Source organism: Shewanella marisflavi, from assembly GCF_023283925.1.
Taxonomy (GTDB): Bacteria; Pseudomonadota; Gammaproteobacteria; order Enterobacterales; family Shewanellaceae; genus Shewanella; species Shewanella marisflavi.
In genome coordinates this window covers 128,046-143,691 of the sequence record NZ_JAKIKX010000006.1, presented here as the reverse complement: position 1 = coordinate 143,691, position 15,646 = coordinate 128,046, and the positions used below count along the sequence as shown (strand labels likewise).

The window sequence follows — 15,646 nt, the reverse complement described above, 5'->3', positions numbered from 1 at the left end:
CTAGTGTTGATGGCCGCTGCTAAGGCGCATCAAACTACCCTTAAGGCTCGCCTCAGAATCCAGCAGGAATTGACCCGAAATCACCACCTGCTCACCTTGGCTAATGCCGCTTAAGATCTCCGCTTTACCTTGGGACATCATGCCCACGGTCACCTGACGAGCGACGAAGCCGCCATCATCTTGCTTGACGATCACCCGGTTTTCTTTACCTGTCTGGATCAAAGCTTCTTGCGGTATCACTAAGGCGTCCTCGTTCGGGCCGCCGTAGATCTCTATCTTAGCCAGAGTGTTCGGACGTAGCTCCACCTCGTTGTTTGGCAGCACAATACGCACTCGCAAGCTGCGAGTCACAGGGTCAAGCTCTGGGTAGATATAATCTATCTCTCCCTCGATATCCTTAAGTCCCATGGCAGGCACAGATACCTCTGTGGGTTGGCCGATAGCCAGCCAACTCTGCTCATTCTCGAATACATCGGCAATGACCCACACCTTAGACAGATCCACCACTGACATCACCTCGGTGGCGGGCTGAATATACATGCCATCACGAACCGACAGCTCTTTCACTATACCGTCAGCCTTGGCGTAGAAAGGCACCCGATACTGGGTCTGCTTGGTCTTCGCCAGTTGCTTGATCTGTGCCTTATTCATCCCCAACAGCTCGAGACGCAGGCCTGCCTTACGCACCAAGTCCTGATAGTTACCGCTATCCCTAGAGCTATTGAGGCTACTAAGCGCTAAAAGATAATCATCCTGGGCGTTAATCAGATCCGGTGAGTAGATCTCATACAAGAGCTGCCCTTTAGTGATCTTATCGCCTACGGCATTGATGGCTAATTTTTCAATCCAGCCATTAACCCTAGCGTGAATATGGTTGATCTGGCTCTCGTCGTAGCCAATCTGCCCCACGGTTTGCACAAACTTCCACAGCGTATCTCTTTCTGCCTTAGCGACCTTGAGCGCTAAGGCCTGCTGCATACCACCCGACACATCTATCTCTATCTGCTGCTGGTTACCACCCACTTCAACTTTCTCCAGGTTCATGCCACAAATAGGGCAAGTACCGGGCACGTCGCTGACAATGTGGGCATGCATGGGGCAAACATATTTAATCGATGGTTCGCCGGTGAGCGGTGCAGGTTTCGCCTGAGATAAGGGATCATGTTGACTGTGATCCATCTCAGCTTGCGACTTAGTGCTGGGCGATTCCTCTTCCTCTTCGGCCACCAGGAACATATTACACTTAGGGCAGCGGCTACCAGGCTCATGGCTGGTCTCTTCAGGGTGCATTGGGCAGACATAGGTCTTCGCCGCCTGCTCGTTAATAGGGTCGGCCTGAGTCTCCTGCTCCACCAGGAACATATTGCACTTAGGACAGCGGCTGCCCGCCTCATGGCTGGTTTCCTCTGGGTGCATAGGGCAAGCATAGGTCTTCACTCCCTGCTCGCTAATGGGCTCGGCCTGAGTCTCCTGCTCCACCAGGAACATATTGCACTTAGGGCAGCGGCTACCTGGCTCGTGGCTGGTTTCCTCGGGGTGCATTGGGCAGGCATATGTTTTCAGGCCAGACTGATGCTGATGATTCTCATGTGCATGAGTGTCGCTGGCCTGGGTATAGCCTAATTGAGGTGTCGCCACCAGAAATAGGCTCAAAAGATAAGCAAGCTTTTGGCCTCTGTTTTTCGAATTTACCTGACTCATAATGCCTCATCTCCACTCATGAACTAGTGATGCTTGTGGGCGCTATCTGCGCTCGCCACAGGCTCAAGGAACATGCCACACTTAGGACATGAATCCCCTTTCGCCCCCTTCACTTCTGGGTGCATAGGGCAGTGATGGCTTTGCTTGGCCATCTGATGTTTATGCTTAGGGCAGTTATCACAAGCCTTGCCTGCCTGCTTCGCCTTAGCTTGCTCCAGGTTCATACCGCACTTAGGGCAGGTGTCACCTTTGGCACCTTTCACTTCTGGATGCATAGGGCATTCGTAACCACCAGCTTTGTCACCTTTAGCATGTTGATGATGAGGGCATTTGTCGCAATTTTTGCCGTCATGCTTGGCCATGCCATGGTGAGCCGCTGGCTCCAGGTTCATGCCACATTTAGGGCAAGTATCGCCCTTGGCGCCTTTTACTTCAGGATGCATGGGGCAGTCATAACCTTGCTCGGCTACCGCGCCATGGTGCTGCTCGGCAAACGCCTGCGGGGCGGAAGTTACAAATATAAAAGCAGTTAAAATCAGACTGATAAGGGTTTTCATTTATGGACTCCATCAAATGATGACCGCAGCGGGATGCCGAGTTGCTTAATACTCAAACACACCATATTTAATATGCGGCTAATATAATTCATTTTTCGTTAAACATCAGTGAAGTAAATATTGAGGCGCTCCTGAGGATGGATCTTCTCCAAAATCAACAGGAATAAATTACGCCAATACACCGAGCAATAACGTCAATCGAAACTAAAGGGGTATATCGATTTAGACTCAGGCAACTCGACAACGAGACGCCAGATAAGATCAGACGATCGGAGGTCTGAAGGCTGAGCCTAAAGAAATAGAGTGGAAATGAGGCACTTGAGTGGCCAGAATAGACTCGGAACCCGCTACACCAGGCCAGGGCGTAACGGTAAACAAGGTGCCTGTCACAGAGATCACCACGCAGTGATTACAATCTCCCTTGCAAAATCCTTTGCCTTCACAACAATGCTGAGCAGCGGGAAGCACATTTTGCTCATCATCGCAGCAGTGAGACTGCATCTTTGCGCTGTCATCATTACAGCCAGACCTCTCATTCATCTGCATCATGGGCAGCTCATCCGCCTGCGCATGAGACACCATAGACACACCATTAGCCATCAACACTTGGCCCAGCAATGCGAGCAGTGTAAAAACGACTAAAGTGTGATGTCTAAGCGTACGACGCATGGTGTAACCCTATAATGAGATGTTCCAAGTCTATCACGATCTCGAAATTTGGCCTTGATAAAACTCACATTTCCAACATTTCAAGGCTGCCTTTCCTCGACGCGACTACTTCTCCAGCAAGATCTTTTCCATCAGCTGCTGATGATTCATCAGGGTAAGCTGCTGTTGCTGCCCACCTTCGGACGTCAGAAGCGCCTTGGGCATGCGGATAAAGGTTTCGGCGTCCTGCTGAGTGACTATCTCAGGCAGCACCAGTCGATAAGCATCGTCTCTACGGACATCTAAGGTTAAATAGAGAGGTGCTGAGGTGATCCAGGCACCGGAATCATCGGCGTTATCGGCAAACAGGTCGCGATAGACTACCTCGACAAGTTGCTTACCGGAATCTAAGGATAATACCTTATGTTGCTGAACCAGTTTCACTTCGCTGCCTTGCACCTCTAACTCACTAGGCAAGGTAAGAGTGGCCGCACTGGCAACATTGGCGACAAAAAGGGTCAAGGCCGAGGCAAAAAGGCTGCTAACAAAATGACGTGTTTTCATGATTAACTCCCATCAGGTGTTCACCTGACAATTTAGCTGAATGCTTGGCCACGCAAGGCTCTTTAGCGGCGCGGCGGATTAATGTTCGTACGTATTACGCGAGTTAAGAACGAAGCATTAGCCTATGGGAGGGGGTGATAAGGGGGTAAGCTCGGCCGTCTGTAGCGACCAAGCAGAGGTAACAATAGGACCAGAATGATCTGGTACCGCCAGAGATGGTACCGAGGCGTCCAGCGCTCCCAGTATCGAGGTGCAGTGTGACACGCAATCACCGGGACCGATGGCGGCGCACAGGGCTTCACAATCCACCAGTTGACTAACACCACTCATTTGACAGGGCTCCCCCTGATGAGACATCACCCTGCCTAACTCGTTTTGAGATGGCATCTCTGTCTGTGTCATCTGCATATGACCGCTCATTTGACCACTGTGCATAGTAGCAACCAAGGCACTGGGCATAGCCATCGCTGGCGTCAGAATAAACTGACCCAGAAGCGCTATGATCAAAACCAACTTGCCTAAGATGCGTGTCATAGAGATAAAAAGGGAAACCAAATAAGTGATAGTTACCATGATAGACCGGGCGACAGAGAAAAAGGTTCCTTTCAATGCAAAATATTTTTAATTAGTGCGAACAGTTGTCATATTAGCCCTGAATAATATGCTGAAAATATCAACAAAATCATTACCCAGTAGCAAAAGTGATGACAAACTTGTCATCTAACACCCTTTACTATAACTTTAGTCATTGCGCATATATTATGAGCAATTTGAGAAAATCTTGCTTATGTAAGATAGAGTTAGAGCTAGCTCTCATTTTACGGTTTTAAAGCCAGATCAATAGCCTTCTTCTGGTTATACTCTCAGCTACAGAGATGCATCAAATATAATAGATATAAATATACGTATTATTTTGGAGATAGAGTGATGAACTGGCGTGCACTATTCAAACCTAGCGCGAAATACTCAATATTTGCCCTGCTTGTGGTAGGTATTGTTGTCGGCGTTGTGGGCTACTTTGCAACACAACAAACTTTACATGCAACCAGTACAGATGAATTCTGTATGTCTTGCCACAGCAATCACTCTCTGAAAGATGAAGTGTTGGCGTCGGCTCACGGCGGCGGAAGTGCTGGTGTTACCGTTCAGTGTCAAGACTGTCACTTACCACACGGTCCTGTTGACTACCTGATCAAGAAGATCATCGTATCTAAAGATCTCTATGGTTTCCTCACTATCGACGGCTTCAACACGCAAGAGTGGTTGGATGAGAACCGTAAAGAGCAAGCTGACCTGGCACTTAAATATTTCCGTGCTAACGACAGCGCTAACTGCCAACACTGTCATACTCGTATCTACGAGAACCAGCCTGAAACCATGAAGAAGATGGCTAAGAGAATGCACGCTAACAACTTCAAGAAAGAAGCTGATAAGCGTAAGACCTGTGTTGACTGCCACAAAGGCGTTGCACACCCTTATCCTAAGGGATAAGAATCAGCTCACCCTTGGGTGACTCTTAAAGAAAAAGCCTCACAGTGTGAGGCTTTTTTTGTACAGGGATGTATTTATCCCCGGAGGCCATGAATGGCCTAAGAGGGGATTTATACAGGGCCAAAAATATTCCCGACATTTTTCGGCATTCCAACCCTCCATGGCAGTCAGCGTATTTATCCCACAACCCCAAGATGGCCTAAGAGGGGATTTATACAGGGCCAAAAATGTTCCCGGCATTTTTTGGCATTCCCCCCTCCATGGCAGTCAGCGTATTTACCCCGGAGACCCATACCACAAACCAAAGAGGGTCTAAGAGGGGATTTGTACAGGGCCAAAAATGTTCCCGACATTTTTCGGCATTCCCCCCCTCCATGGCAATCAGCGTATTTACCCCAGAGACCCATCCCACAAACCAAAGAGGGTCTAAAAGGGCTCGAGAGAAGAAGCTGATTAACAGAACCGCTTAGGCTCTAATCCGCTTTCGGCAGGCTCACATAGGTGCCTTCAAACTGAGCGCAGCACTGCTCGTCGCAGTAGAGCTCCACACTCAAGGTGACCTTAGCACGCTTACCCGACCCCAGCGCAGAGAGGTCGCCACCAGGCCAACTGACTCTGGCCTGAGGTGCTTGCCCCACGGGGGCGAGATAACGAATATCCGCCTTACCTAATACTATGTCACCCTCAACACCGGCCAATCTCTGCTGCAGCCATACCATGCCCCAGCCTGTCAGTGTCATCAGGGTGTAGATGCTACCGGCAAACATGGTGTGATGCAGGTTGATGTTAGGTGCCAAGGGGGCACTGACTGTCAGCGTCTGAGCTTGATAATTCTCTGGGGCTATCTGCATAAACGCGCTCACCGGAATCGTCTTATGCCAGGTGCTTCCAAGTTCCCTAAGTAAATCCTCCATCTGCGGCGCCATGCTCATACCTGCAGATTAAAGGTGACCGGGCCATCATTGACCAGGCTAACCTGCATGTCGGCGGCAAATTCCCCGGTTTGCACAGGCACGCCTTGGGCGGCGCAGTAATCGACGAAGGCCTGATAAAGCTGCCTCGCCTGCTCAGGCGTTCCGGCCCCCGAAAAGCTGGGACGAAGACCTCGGCCGGTATCGGCTGCCAAAGTAAACTGAGACACCACTAACAAACTGCCCTGTACCTGCTTAAGGTTAAGATTCATCTTGCCAGCTTCATCGCTAAACACGCGGTAGCTCATTACCTTGTTGGCTAATTTTTCCATCTTCACCAGATCGTCTTCCCGCTCGACGCCCAGCAATACCAATAGGCCCTTGTCTATGGCGCCTATGGTATGGCCATCCACATCGACACTGGCCTGCTTGACCCGTTGAATTAACGCTATCACTCCCTTACCGACTCCTGTTACTTATTCTGGTTACATCACTGGGATAGGTTTAATCATATGTTCCGTGGTATTGGGCAGCGCCTCACCCACGCGCACCAAGGCATCGTCAATCCAGATCAGAAAACGACGCAGCTCTTCCAGCTCTAGGGTATCGACAAAGGTCGCCGCGCCCTGCACCTGAATCACCTTGCCCTCTTCCCTCAGGGTGAACTTGGCGAAATTGAGCTTATCGTTCAAGGTGCCAATGAGCAGCATCAACTCTTTGGTGCCGATTAACTTAGGACTAACCGCATAGAAGCGACTAGCAAGAATACGGTCTATTCCCTCAGGATTTAAACTAGGCTGCAATACAAACTGATGCTCCCCCAACTGCACCCCAATGCGGTTAGGGCCAACCTTTTTCGCCAGATAGTTCTTATTGATCAGTGATACCAACAAAGCGTCGGCCGCCAGATCATTGCTCATGCCACTAAAATAGACGCGCTCTGGCACGGGTTGTGGCGTGCGTTCATTTGCCAATCCAGTGCCACACATCAAAAGCGCCATGATGGCGACTACGGTTTTTTTCATTATTCTACTTCCTTAGACTCTTAATATTATTGTGATTAGCTAGCTGTATCGACATACTTCCCTTACGAACGGCCGCTCGCCAGATAACGCCCCATCTGTGTCACCGCCTCGGCAACCGCCTGGCACATGCGCGTGTCGGCCAGAGTATGATAACCCCCTTTCACCAGGCGAGACCTTAATAATTTAGGGCCATAGGCCTGTAAATATTCATCCACCAGACGCTGAGGGCAAACCCAGTCAAGTTCCCCCTGCAAAATGATGGTCGGACAGATCAGGTCGGCGCCGACCCGTTTCATCAACTGATACCCGCCAAAATAGTCGTGGCGGGCAAAATGTAGCTCCAGGCGGGCCAGCACACTGCCCTGCTCCACCAAGGCCTCACTCAACTCTAAGCCAGGTATCGCCAGCGACAGTTCCCAGCTCAACCAACGGCGCACAAAGGCGCGGCGAACTTCGGCATCGACCTGATTCAGGCCCTCCTCAAAATGGTTAAATAGCTGCTGGAGAGACTCCCCCTGTCCAGCCGAAAACTGCTGATATTGAGTCGAGAAGATCTGCGCCGCGCCCCCCCGTCCGTAGAGCCACTCCATCCCCTCGGCAGAGGGAATAAACATGCCCCAATAGATCTGCGACAGCACCCGGTGGGGATAGACACAGCTATAGAGGTAGCCTAGGGTCGCACCAAAGGAACCACCGAGCAGACACCAGGCTTCGACGCCGGCCCAGTGACGCACACGCTCGATATCTTTGACCAGGCTGGGAAAATCATTATTGGCCACTTCGCCGCAGGGCTTAGAGCGCCCCGCCGCACGCTGATCCAGCAGATAGATATGAAAGCCCCGGTCGATAAACAGCTTAAGCTCTTGAGGATTGCAGCCCGCCCCCGGACCACCGTGAAGATAGAGCACAGGGATCCCCTGAGGATCACCATATTGCGCCAGAAACAGCTGGTGCCCCTCGCCAACATCGAGCCAATCCTGACGGATCAGCGGATGTGACTTCGCCGGACTCACCTTTTCTGCTCGTCGAAGTGATCGTCAGACTCATCTGTCAGCTCCTTGTTCACCAAATCCATCAGGCGCTTATCCAGATACTCTGGCATGGCGGCAGTGATCTCGGCGCCGATCAAAACGATGAGCCAGGAGAGATAAACCCAGACAAATAAGATAGGAATGGTCGCCAGGGCGCCGTAGATAGCCTCATAGGCTGGAAACTCGGTGAGATACAGAGCGAAGCCCTTCTTGCCGAGTTCAAATAACAAGGCCGCCACTATGGCACCCAGCAGTGCATGGAAGAACTTCACCTTGGTATTGGGTACCACCATGTAGATCAATAGGAAGGTGGCGACCGAGAAGAACATGGGCAGGCGCTCCACCAAGATAGGCACCACACCGCTGAGATCTGTGCCATTAAACACCTTAAGTGAGACCACATAGGAGGTGGCCACCAGGCTGGCCCCCATCAACACAGGCCCCAAGGTCAACACCATCCAATACATAGAGAAGGAGACCACAAAAGAGCGCTGCTCTGTGGTGCGCCAGATGCCATTGAGGGACTTGTCGATATTGGAGATCAACAGAATCGCCACCACCACCAGAGCACCGATACCCACGGCCGTGCCCTTAGAGGCGTTAGCGACAAACTCATTGATATACATCTGCACGCTGTCGCCGGCAGAGGGGATAAAATTTTCGTAGATAAAGGTCTCGATATGGACCCGAATTCCTTTGAAGACAGGAAACGCCGACAACATAGACATGGTCACCGCCACCATGGGCACCAGAGACAACAGCGTGACATAGGCCAGGTGGCCCGCCCGCATATTTATCTGATCTTCCGCGACACGCTGTTTTAGATGTATCATGAATTGCCAGATACCCAGCACAATCGAACGAAGCAAGCTCACATCTATTCTATTTATCACGTTATTCTCTTGATTCAAGTAGGGTTAACTGCGTATCTTGGTACAATAAGATTACAAGTTTAAAGACACTAGATACAAGTGTAAGGAAGAAATAGATGTCCCAACAAGGTTCGGCAGGCAATGTGATTGCCGCCATCGCAAGTTTCTTTTTCCCTGGCCTGGGCCAATTAGTACAAGGACGCATCCTGGCGGCACTCCTGTTTTGTGTCGTGACCATAGTGGGCTATGCCCTGTGGTGGTTGATCGTCCCGGCCATCATAGGCGGTATTGCTCACCTGTGGAGCATTATAGACGCCGCGAAATTTAAGGCCGATCAACCCTATTAAAGGAAATGTCAGGATGAGAAATCTACTATCAGCAACGGCCCTCGGCGCCATCATCATGCTTAGCGGTTGCCAGAGCGCCTACTATGGCGCCATGGAAAAGGTGGGCTACCATAAGCGCGACATCATGGTGGATCGCGTAAATGATGCCAAAGAATCCCAGGAAGAGGCTCAGCAGCAATTTAGCTCGGCGCTGGAAGAGATGCAGGCACTGCTGAACCACGATGGTGGCGATCTACAGAGCGCCTACGAGAAGGCCAGAGACGAGTATGAGTCTTCCCAGGAAGCCGCCGACGAAGTCAGCAGCCGTATCGACAAGGTCGAAGATGTTGCCGAGGCATTGTTTGACGAATGGCAGGCAGAAATCGGTGAGATCAGCAAGGCCAGTCTGCGCCGCAACAGCGAAACCAAGCTGCGTGACACCCGCCGCTCTTACGAGCAATTGATCCGCACCATGCGCCGCGCCGAAAGCAAGATGCCACCTATCCTGACGGCTATGAAAGACAACATGCTCTATCTCAAGCATAACCTCAACGCCCAGGCCATAGGCGCCATCAAGGGCGAGTTTGCCAGCCTGCAAACTGATATCTCAAGCCTGATCAAAGAGATGAACAAATCGATTGCCGAGTCCAACCGCTTTATCCAATCGATGGAAGGCAACCAGTAATCATTGATAGCCCTAACCTTGATTAGGGCTTTTACTATCCTCGTCCCGTCGCGACAAAGATCACCTAAATTCAACAAAATTAACGTTTTTTAGCGAAGCAGCGCACACATGTGACAGCTTGTCAGAACTCTTTAGCCCGACCCAGACTCTCATGGTTATCGCAACTTTTACTGGCTTTTGGCTATGAGCTTTATTGAATCTCTGACGTTAACCTTGGCCCTTCTCTATACCTGCAGTCTGCTCTACTGGAGCGGCAAACGCTGGGGCGCTGTCATCAGCGGTGCAGCCTTACTGGGCGCCGGGCTATCAACCCTCTATTGGCCGCTGTTTATCGCCTTGGCAATCGCTGCCGGCCTGTTAGCCCTTGCCTATCGGTTTCGGCCTGCACTGACCAAAGGCGAGACCCGGGTCAATGAGACTCGCCAGATGGTGCAGCACCTGTTGGCGCTTTCCATGCTGTTGGTTGGCATTCAATTTACCGCCAACGCCGTGATGCTAAAGCTTGGCGTCACTCCCTACCTGATGCGACCCGACGTGGGCGACGCCTTTCTGCCCATAGCAGGCGCGATTGAACTCAAGGCGATCATCAGCCTTGGCATATGGGATCAAAACCACCCAGCCGCAGCCGTGATGCTGACAGTGGTGATACTCACAGGTGTGCTATGTAAACGCGCTTTTTGCGGCTGGGCCTGCCCGTTAGGACTCGCCGGAGAGTACCTTTATAAACTAAGAAAACGTTTCATCAAGCGTGAACTATTGCCGCCCGCCTGGCTCGACTGGCCGCTGCGCATGCTCAAATATCTGCTGCTTGGCGGCCTGCTCTATATCGTGCTCGGCATGCCGACACAGAGTATTCCCCACTACCTGGAGGGGAATTATCACAAGATTGCCGATCTTAAGATGGCACTCTTCTTTATCACCCCAGGCCTTATCACTCTGGCCTGTTTCGGTGTGATTTTACTGCTGGCAGCCTGGCGTCGTCAGGGCTTTTGCCGTTATATCTGTCCCTATGGCGCCCTGCTCGGCCTAACCAGCTTCTTAAGCCCCTTTAAGATCCGCCGCAGCACCCAACACTGCCTTATCGAGACCAAGGGGATGAACTGCGACAAGTGCACCCGCGCCTGCCCGGCCAACATCAAGGTGCATGAGATACATACGGTGCGCTCGGACGAATGCCAGGCCTGTATGCGCTGCGTCTCCGCCTGTCCCAAGAAACAGGCATTGCAGCTAAGCAGCCGCAATGGCGTTACGCTGTCGGGCCGCGGCCTGACCATCATGCTGTTACTGCTGCTGTTTATGATCCCGCTTATCGCCTTTGTTGGAGGGTTCTGGGTCAGCCAGACGCCAACCGAGATGAGGATCTATTTGATACAACATTTGGGGGCAATTGGGCATTAATGCCCTTTGGGTAAGGGGTACCTTTTTGGTTGGGATGCCCCATAAGGGAATGGTTATCTGAGCAGAAATTGAAGGTCGTACCTTCATTGCCATCTATCACTTGTGATGTGGGTAAGCGGAACGTATTCGACATTTATTGAGTCAGGTTGAAGCTCGCACCTTCATCGCTACCCATTGCCTGCCGCAGGCTTTATGTGCAAACACTTCTGCGACACGGTGAGTGAAGCCCAGCTTCTAGCTCACGAACGAGAGGCATGGATGCCGAGCTGGCTGTTAAACAGGGATGTTGTTTGAGCACCTCCCTGTGGGCTCTACGCCAGCATCCATACTGGCGAAGGTCGCAGCCGTGTTTACACCAGTATCTAACGTTTCTTCGATTTAGCTTTGTTTATAAGGCTGAGAGGCTTAACTTTTTGGATCATTTTGAATTTATGATATATGTTTGAAGACCTTACCTTCGCTGTAACCTCACACCTGCAATGTGCCCATGTGCAAACTTCTCTTAGAAAAAGTGCATGGCACATGACTTCATCAGTTTGTTATCAGGCATGTCAGTCGTCGTTTTGCATTACTGGGGCAATAATTAAATAGAGCATAAAGCTGACCCAACTAACAAAAAATGTGGCAAATAACCAAATGGCTTTTTCTTTCCTTCCTACTCTTTTTGATTTTCCAATAACAATCAAAGGGATTAGCCAAACTATTAATACTAATAGAATAGGAAACCAACTAATAAAAAAGTTTAAATATACTGAATGGCCTTCCTGCATTTAAGATACTTCCTTGTTTTATGATACATGTTAGCGAGATTGCCGAATAGGCGAATCGATAGTACCTAATGCATTCCGCTATACTAAATGTAACGCCTTGAATTTTATATCAATGCATGCAGTTCTTTTCAATACAAAAGTAACCTCCGCCAAGATACAGCGAAATTTTGCTTATTTCATAAGAGGGCTAAGACTTCCTCGCATTCTCCAAAGCGAAAGAAGCCACCACCTTGAACGGCAACAGGTAACGTTTAATCGAAGAGATGTTTAGATAGGGGTGTAAGCACGCTTTTGGCTCTCGGCGGCATGGACGCCGCCGTGAAGCCCACATGGATGTGCTTGTGGCGGGCCAAAAGAGTGCTTGCACATCCCTCGCCGGGCAGGCGATAGGTTAACCATGCGGCCATGGTGTTAAATCGTTCCGCTAGATAACCGTCTCAACCAGAAACTAAAATATAAGATATTGAAATATTGTCATTTCTAGTGGCCAACCCCTCAGTATTTTGGCTGCAAATACTGCAGCGGCGTGGTCCCGGTATGCTGCTTAAAGAAGGCGATAAAGGCGCTGTCACTGGAGAAGCCCAGACGATAGGCGACATCATTGACCTGATGGTCGGTGGCCAGCAAGGCGATCGCCTGTTGTAGCCGCCACTGCTGGCGCCAGCTCTGATACGCCATGCCCGTCTGCCGGGTAAAAATGCGACTTATGGTCTTGCTACTGGCGCCTAACTGCTGCCCCAGATCCTTAAGGGTCGGCACATCACAAGGGGCACGCTGCAAATCTTCCAGCCAGGCTTGCAGGCGTCTGTCGCTTGGCAAAGGTAACGCCTGGTAACTCTCCTTGGCCTGTGCCAACTCCTCAAAGAATAGCTGATAGGTGTTCACCATAGCTGCCGCCGGTTTGTCCCAGGGCCAAAAGGCCATGCGCTCCACCAGCGCCTTTAACAAGGGGGTCACCTCAAGAATTTGAATACGATTAGCAATAGTCTGGGTCAGATGCGGGGCAAAGTAGACAGAGCGGTAATCGACCACCCGTTCCATCACCACACTGTGGCGGCACTCAGGCGGGATCCAGGCGGCACGGGTGGGCGGCAATACACAATGAAGGCCCTCCAGCGTGATGGTCATACACCCCTGAGGAGCATAGAGCAGCTGCGCCTTGGTGTGGCTATGCATACCTGAATCGTGCTGACCGAGACGGGCGGCGATACCCACCACCTCGGCTTCCAGCGCTTCAAGGTTTATTAGGCTCGACTCATCGATAAATGCCATAAGTCCTTATTTCGATATTTTTTGTCTCAATCATATTATTTGGACTATAGCAAAGGCCGTTAGACTGCACACTCTTTTGACAACGGCGAATCATTAACCATGAAAGCGACTCCTTCGATCCCCTTGATGGTGATCCTGATGATGTTTCCCCAGATAGTGGAAACCCTCTACAGCCCGGCGCTGCCTCACATTGCCGCAGGTTTTGAGGTGCCACAGGCCATGGCGGGCCAGACCCTGTCTATCTATTTCCTGGCCTTCGCCCTAGGCGTAGTGTGTTGGGGCATATTGTGTGACCATCTGGGCAGGCGTACCACTCTGTTACTCGGTCTGTTGCTCTATGGTATCGCGGCGTTTGCCGCCCTTTGGGTGCCCAGCTTTGACTGGCTACTGACAATGCGAGCCCTCAGCGCCTTCGGCGCGGCCGTGGGTTCTGTGGTCACTCAGACCATGCTCAGAGACAGTTTCGACGGCATCGCCCTGGCTAAGGTGTTCGCTTACATGGGGATAGGGATTGCCATTGGTCCGGTCATCGGCATGTCCGTTGGTGGCTTGCTGGCTGACTTGGGCGGATACCGGGCGATATTTCTCACCCTGTGCCTCTTGGCCGTGCTGCTTTTTGGTATCTGCCTGCAACGCCTGCCTGAGACACGCCCGGCTGGGCAGCTGCCCGGGTCAATCTGGTCACTGAGCAAGCGTATGGCTAAAGATGGCCATATTTGGCACTATGCGACATTGGTGGCGGGTTTTAATGTATTGCTGTTTAGCTACTACCTGCAGGGGCCCTTCCTGTTTGAGCGCCTAGGGCTGAGTATGCAGGCATTTGGTTATAGCGGCGTGGTGTTGGCGCTAGGTACGCTGATTGGCAGTGCCGTCAACAAAGGCCTATTACAGCGAGGCATGATGTCACAGCGCTTGCTGCAACTGGCTTGCCTGCTGGCCCTTATGGGTGCCATTGGGGTGTATTTCACCGAGACGCACCTGGGCTTTTTGTTGCCCATGGCCATCATAGTGGCCGCCTTTGGCATCGCAATTCCTAACCTGCTTAGCCAAGCCTTAGTCGACTATCGCGACCAGGCTGGCACCGCAGGAGCCCTGTTTGGTCTGCTCTACTATCTGCTAATCGCCTTGGGACTCGCGTTAGTGAGCCTAACTGGGCAATTGGGCGGCTCGTTAGTGATCACCGCCCCGCTGCTTACCCTGGCCACTTTGTTGGGAAAGCTTAGAAGCCTGATCCCACTTGGAAGTAGATAGCGTTGTCGTCGCCGCTTCTCGCCAAATCGACACCCATGTGGATACCATAACGACGGGCAATCTGATAACGGAAACCCACGCCATAGGCATTTACCGAGTCTTGGTTTTCATAATTGCTGTCATTAGCCGTTTGGCCATAACCGTAGAAGCCAGAGACCGTCCATCTGTGGTCAAAGTGATACATCAACTGAGACTGCACAGTGGCGACCTGATCGCCTTGGTAACGAAACGCCGACACACCACGTAGGTTCACAAAGGGTTTCGCCGTTGGTGTCAGCTCATTGTCATCACCGTAGATGGCGTCATAGCTGGCCGCGGCGGCGAAGGTCCAATGCTCAGTGATCGGCACGTAAACCTCACCACTGACATTCAAGGTTTGGTAATTAATGTCAGAGCCGATAGCCTCATCGAACACCATATATTCACTCGATACGGTGAAACCCTTCTTGGGGAAGAACATGTTGTCGCGAGTATCATACTCGGCGACAAGTCCCAGACCCGAAGTTGTACTGCTATCACCTAAGCGATTTTTTAGAATCCAATCCACTAAGGCATCAGAAGAGGAAACGCTCGACTGGCTCCAGATCTGTTTAACCCCTAACATCAAGGGTGTTTTGGCTACCCTAAACTGCGCCTTTTGCAAGGCAAACACGGCTTGGGTCTCAGTATCAAATTGAATCGCATGCTCGGGGGGCAACAGGCCACCCAGGCGAGAGTAGATATCCAGGTTCGCATTGGCGACACCGGCAATGCCCGTATACCGAATAGTATCTTGCAGCCAGGAATGACGATGACCAGCAAACGCAAGCCAGGTACCATTTTCGGTACCCGCCGCACCCACTAAGGTCATGGCCGCAGGCATAAGCTGGGCACCACCGTCGATAGATTCACGGGCCTTTTGCATACGACGAACTTTTTCCTCTTCGGTTTCATGCAGAAACAGGCCCACCAAGCCCCCACCTACGCCGACAGCGGGTTCGGTGATTAACATGGGGATCGGCAGAAAACCGTAGGCGTTTTCAGCTAAATAATGACCCAGATCTAACTGGCCATCTTGCTCATCGAAAAAATCAGATGCATCTGCGAGGGCCTGTGATGAAGCCATGAGCAAGGCGCACAAGAGAGTTTTTTTAATCATTGCTTA

General features: G+C 51.3%; 17 protein-coding genes. 5 read left to right on the top strand and 12 right to left on the bottom strand.

Annotated elements, in window-relative coordinates:
• The 5 genes from L2712_RS13440 to L2712_RS13420 all read right to left on the bottom strand — a co-directional run bounded on the left by L2712_RS13440 (position 1) and on the right by L2712_RS13420 (position 4,043).
• Complete coding sequence (locus L2712_RS13440) at positions 1 to 1,701, bottom strand: efflux RND transporter periplasmic adaptor subunit (protein WP_248978072.1); 1,701 nt, start codon at positions 1,699 to 1,701, stop codon at positions 1 to 3.
• 23 nt (positions 1,702 to 1,724) lie between these two features.
• Positions 1,725 to 2,258, bottom strand: coding sequence for a heavy metal-binding domain-containing protein (locus L2712_RS13435; protein WP_248978071.1), 534 nt, complete (start codon positions 2,256 to 2,258; stop codon positions 1,725 to 1,727).
• A 261-nt stretch (positions 2,259 to 2,519) separates the two neighbouring features.
• Positions 2,520 to 2,927, bottom strand: coding sequence for a hypothetical protein (locus L2712_RS13430; protein WP_248978070.1), 408 nt, complete (start codon positions 2,925 to 2,927; stop codon positions 2,520 to 2,522).
• A 105-nt stretch (positions 2,928 to 3,032) separates the two neighbouring features.
• A complete protein-coding gene (locus tag L2712_RS13425; protein WP_248978069.1) occupies positions 3,033 to 3,470 on the bottom strand; it encodes a DUF2057 family protein in 438 nt (145 codons plus the stop codon).
• 117 nt (positions 3,471 to 3,587) lie between these two features.
• On the bottom strand, positions 3,588 to 4,043 hold the full coding sequence (locus L2712_RS13420) for a hypothetical protein (RefSeq protein WP_248978068.1): 456 nt from the start codon (positions 4,041 to 4,043) through the stop codon (positions 3,588 to 3,590).
• Between the two features lie 354 nt (positions 4,044 to 4,397).
• Between L2712_RS13420 and L2712_RS13415 the strand changes: the two genes are divergently transcribed.
• Positions 4,398 to 4,961 (top strand): NapC/NirT family cytochrome c, encoded by a 564-nt coding sequence (locus tag L2712_RS13415; protein WP_248978067.1) that lies wholly within the window; start codon positions 4,398 to 4,400, stop codon positions 4,959 to 4,961.
• A gap of 473 nt (positions 4,962 to 5,434) precedes the next feature.
• Here L2712_RS13415 and L2712_RS13410 read toward each other — a convergent pair whose 3' ends face one another.
• From L2712_RS13410 to L2712_RS13390, 5 genes are all read right to left on the bottom strand, one after another.
• Positions 5,435 to 5,875 carry a thioesterase domain-containing protein gene (locus L2712_RS13410; protein ID WP_248978066.1) on the bottom strand — a complete coding sequence of 147 codons (441 nt, stop codon included), beginning with the start codon at positions 5,873 to 5,875 and terminating at the stop codon, positions 5,435 to 5,437.
• A gap of 14 nt (positions 5,876 to 5,889) precedes the next feature.
• Positions 5,890 to 6,327, bottom strand: a complete 438-nt coding sequence (dtd, locus tag L2712_RS13405) for a D-aminoacyl-tRNA deacylase (protein ID WP_033539297.1) — start codon at positions 6,325 to 6,327, stop codon at positions 5,890 to 5,892.
• A gap of 30 nt (positions 6,328 to 6,357) precedes the next feature.
• Positions 6,358 to 6,897 (bottom strand): type III secretion system chaperone family protein, encoded by a 540-nt coding sequence (locus tag L2712_RS13400; RefSeq protein ID WP_248978065.1) that lies wholly within the window; start codon positions 6,895 to 6,897, stop codon positions 6,358 to 6,360.
• 62 nt (positions 6,898 to 6,959) lie between these two features.
• The gene (locus tag L2712_RS13395) at positions 6,960 to 7,910 is read right to left on the bottom strand and encodes an alpha/beta fold hydrolase (protein ID WP_033539295.1); all 951 of its coding nucleotides are present in this window, start codon (positions 7,908 to 7,910) and stop codon (positions 6,960 to 6,962) included.
• Entirely contained in the window at positions 7,907 to 8,761 is an 855-nt protein-coding gene (locus L2712_RS13390; protein ID WP_052125620.1) for a virulence factor BrkB family protein, read from the bottom strand. The genes L2712_RS13395 and L2712_RS13390 overlap by 4 nt, the downstream gene beginning before the upstream one ends.
• Before the next feature lie 155 nt (positions 8,762 to 8,916).
• On the opposite strand from L2712_RS13390, the gene L2712_RS13385 reads away from it, so the two are divergent.
• The 3 genes from L2712_RS13385 to L2712_RS13375 all read left to right on the top strand — a co-directional run bounded on the left by L2712_RS13385 (position 8,917) and on the right by L2712_RS13375 (position 11,209).
• The gene (locus L2712_RS13385; RefSeq protein WP_088905623.1) at positions 8,917 to 9,147 is read left to right on the top strand and encodes a hypothetical protein; all 231 of its coding nucleotides are present in this window, start codon (positions 8,917 to 8,919) and stop codon (positions 9,145 to 9,147) included.
• A 13-nt stretch (positions 9,148 to 9,160) separates the two neighbouring features.
• Entirely contained in the window at positions 9,161 to 9,811 is a 651-nt protein-coding gene (locus L2712_RS13380) for a DUF2959 domain-containing protein (RefSeq protein ID WP_033539293.1), read from the top strand.
• Between the two features lie 183 nt (positions 9,812 to 9,994).
• A complete protein-coding gene (locus L2712_RS13375; RefSeq protein WP_248978063.1) occupies positions 9,995 to 11,209 on the top strand; it encodes a 4Fe-4S binding protein in 1,215 nt (404 codons plus the stop codon).
• Between the two features lie 1,265 nt (positions 11,210 to 12,474).
• Here the strand turns inward: L2712_RS13375 and L2712_RS13370 are convergent.
• Complete coding sequence (locus L2712_RS13370; RefSeq protein WP_248978062.1) at positions 12,475 to 13,251, bottom strand: AraC family transcriptional regulator; 777 nt, start codon at positions 13,249 to 13,251, stop codon at positions 12,475 to 12,477.
• A 99-nt stretch (positions 13,252 to 13,350) separates the two neighbouring features.
• On the opposite strand from L2712_RS13370, the gene L2712_RS13365 reads away from it, so the two are divergent.
• A complete protein-coding gene (locus L2712_RS13365) occupies positions 13,351 to 14,502 on the top strand; it encodes an MFS transporter (protein WP_248978061.1) in 1,152 nt (383 codons plus the stop codon).
• Here L2712_RS13365 and L2712_RS13360 read toward each other — a convergent pair.
• The gene (locus tag L2712_RS13360) at positions 14,471 to 15,640 is read right to left on the bottom strand and encodes a BamA/TamA family outer membrane protein (RefSeq protein ID WP_088905627.1); all 1,170 of its coding nucleotides are present in this window, start codon (positions 15,638 to 15,640) and stop codon (positions 14,471 to 14,473) included. The genes L2712_RS13365 and L2712_RS13360 overlap by 32 nt on opposite strands.
• Positions 15,641 to 15,646 lie beyond the last annotated feature (6 nt).

What these genes read in the sequence shown, in the direction of transcription:
- L2712_RS13420 (WP_248978068.1), bottom strand. Translation starts at nt 4,043, where the DNA reads ATGGTAACTATCACTTATTTGGTTTCCCTTTTTATCTCTATGACACGC.
- L2712_RS13425 (WP_248978069.1), bottom strand. Translation starts at nt 3,470, where the DNA reads ATGAAAACACGTCATTTTGTTAGCAGCCTTTTTGCCTCGGCCTTGACC.
- L2712_RS13375 (WP_248978063.1), top strand. Translation starts at nt 9,995, where the DNA reads ATGAGCTTTATTGAATCTCTGACGTTAACCTTGGCCCTTCTCTATACC.
- L2712_RS13365 (WP_248978061.1), top strand. Translation starts at nt 13,351, where the DNA reads ATGAAAGCGACTCCTTCGATCCCCTTGATGGTGATCCTGATGATGTTT.
- L2712_RS13410 (WP_248978066.1), bottom strand. Translation starts at nt 5,875, where the DNA reads ATGGAGGATTTACTTAGGGAACTTGGAAGCACCTGGCATAAGACGATT.
- L2712_RS13385 (WP_088905623.1), top strand. Translation starts at nt 8,917, where the DNA reads ATGTCCCAACAAGGTTCGGCAGGCAATGTGATTGCCGCCATCGCAAGT.
- L2712_RS13390 (WP_052125620.1), bottom strand. Translation starts at nt 8,761, where the DNA reads ATGATACATCTAAAACAGCGTGTCGCGGAAGATCAGATAAATATGCGG.
- L2712_RS13440 (WP_248978072.1), bottom strand. Translation starts at nt 1,701, where the DNA reads ATGAGTCAGGTAAATTCGAAAAACAGAGGCCAAAAGCTTGCTTATCTT.
- L2712_RS13415 (WP_248978067.1), top strand. Translation starts at nt 4,398, where the DNA reads ATGAACTGGCGTGCACTATTCAAACCTAGCGCGAAATACTCAATATTT.
- L2712_RS13370 (WP_248978062.1), bottom strand. Translation starts at nt 13,251, where the DNA reads ATGGCATTTATCGATGAGTCGAGCCTAATAAACCTTGAAGCGCTGGAA.
- L2712_RS13435 (WP_248978071.1), bottom strand. Translation starts at nt 2,258, where the DNA reads ATGAAAACCCTTATCAGTCTGATTTTAACTGCTTTTATATTTGTAACT.
- L2712_RS13400 (WP_248978065.1), bottom strand. Translation starts at nt 6,897, where the DNA reads ATGAAAAAAACCGTAGTCGCCATCATGGCGCTTTTGATGTGTGGCACT.
- L2712_RS13360 (WP_088905627.1), bottom strand. Translation starts at nt 15,640, where the DNA reads ATGATTAAAAAAACTCTCTTGTGCGCCTTGCTCATGGCTTCATCACAG.
- L2712_RS13380 (WP_033539293.1), top strand. Translation starts at nt 9,161, where the DNA reads ATGAGAAATCTACTATCAGCAACGGCCCTCGGCGCCATCATCATGCTT.
- L2712_RS13430 (WP_248978070.1), bottom strand. Translation starts at nt 2,927, where the DNA reads ATGCGTCGTACGCTTAGACATCACACTTTAGTCGTTTTTACACTGCTC.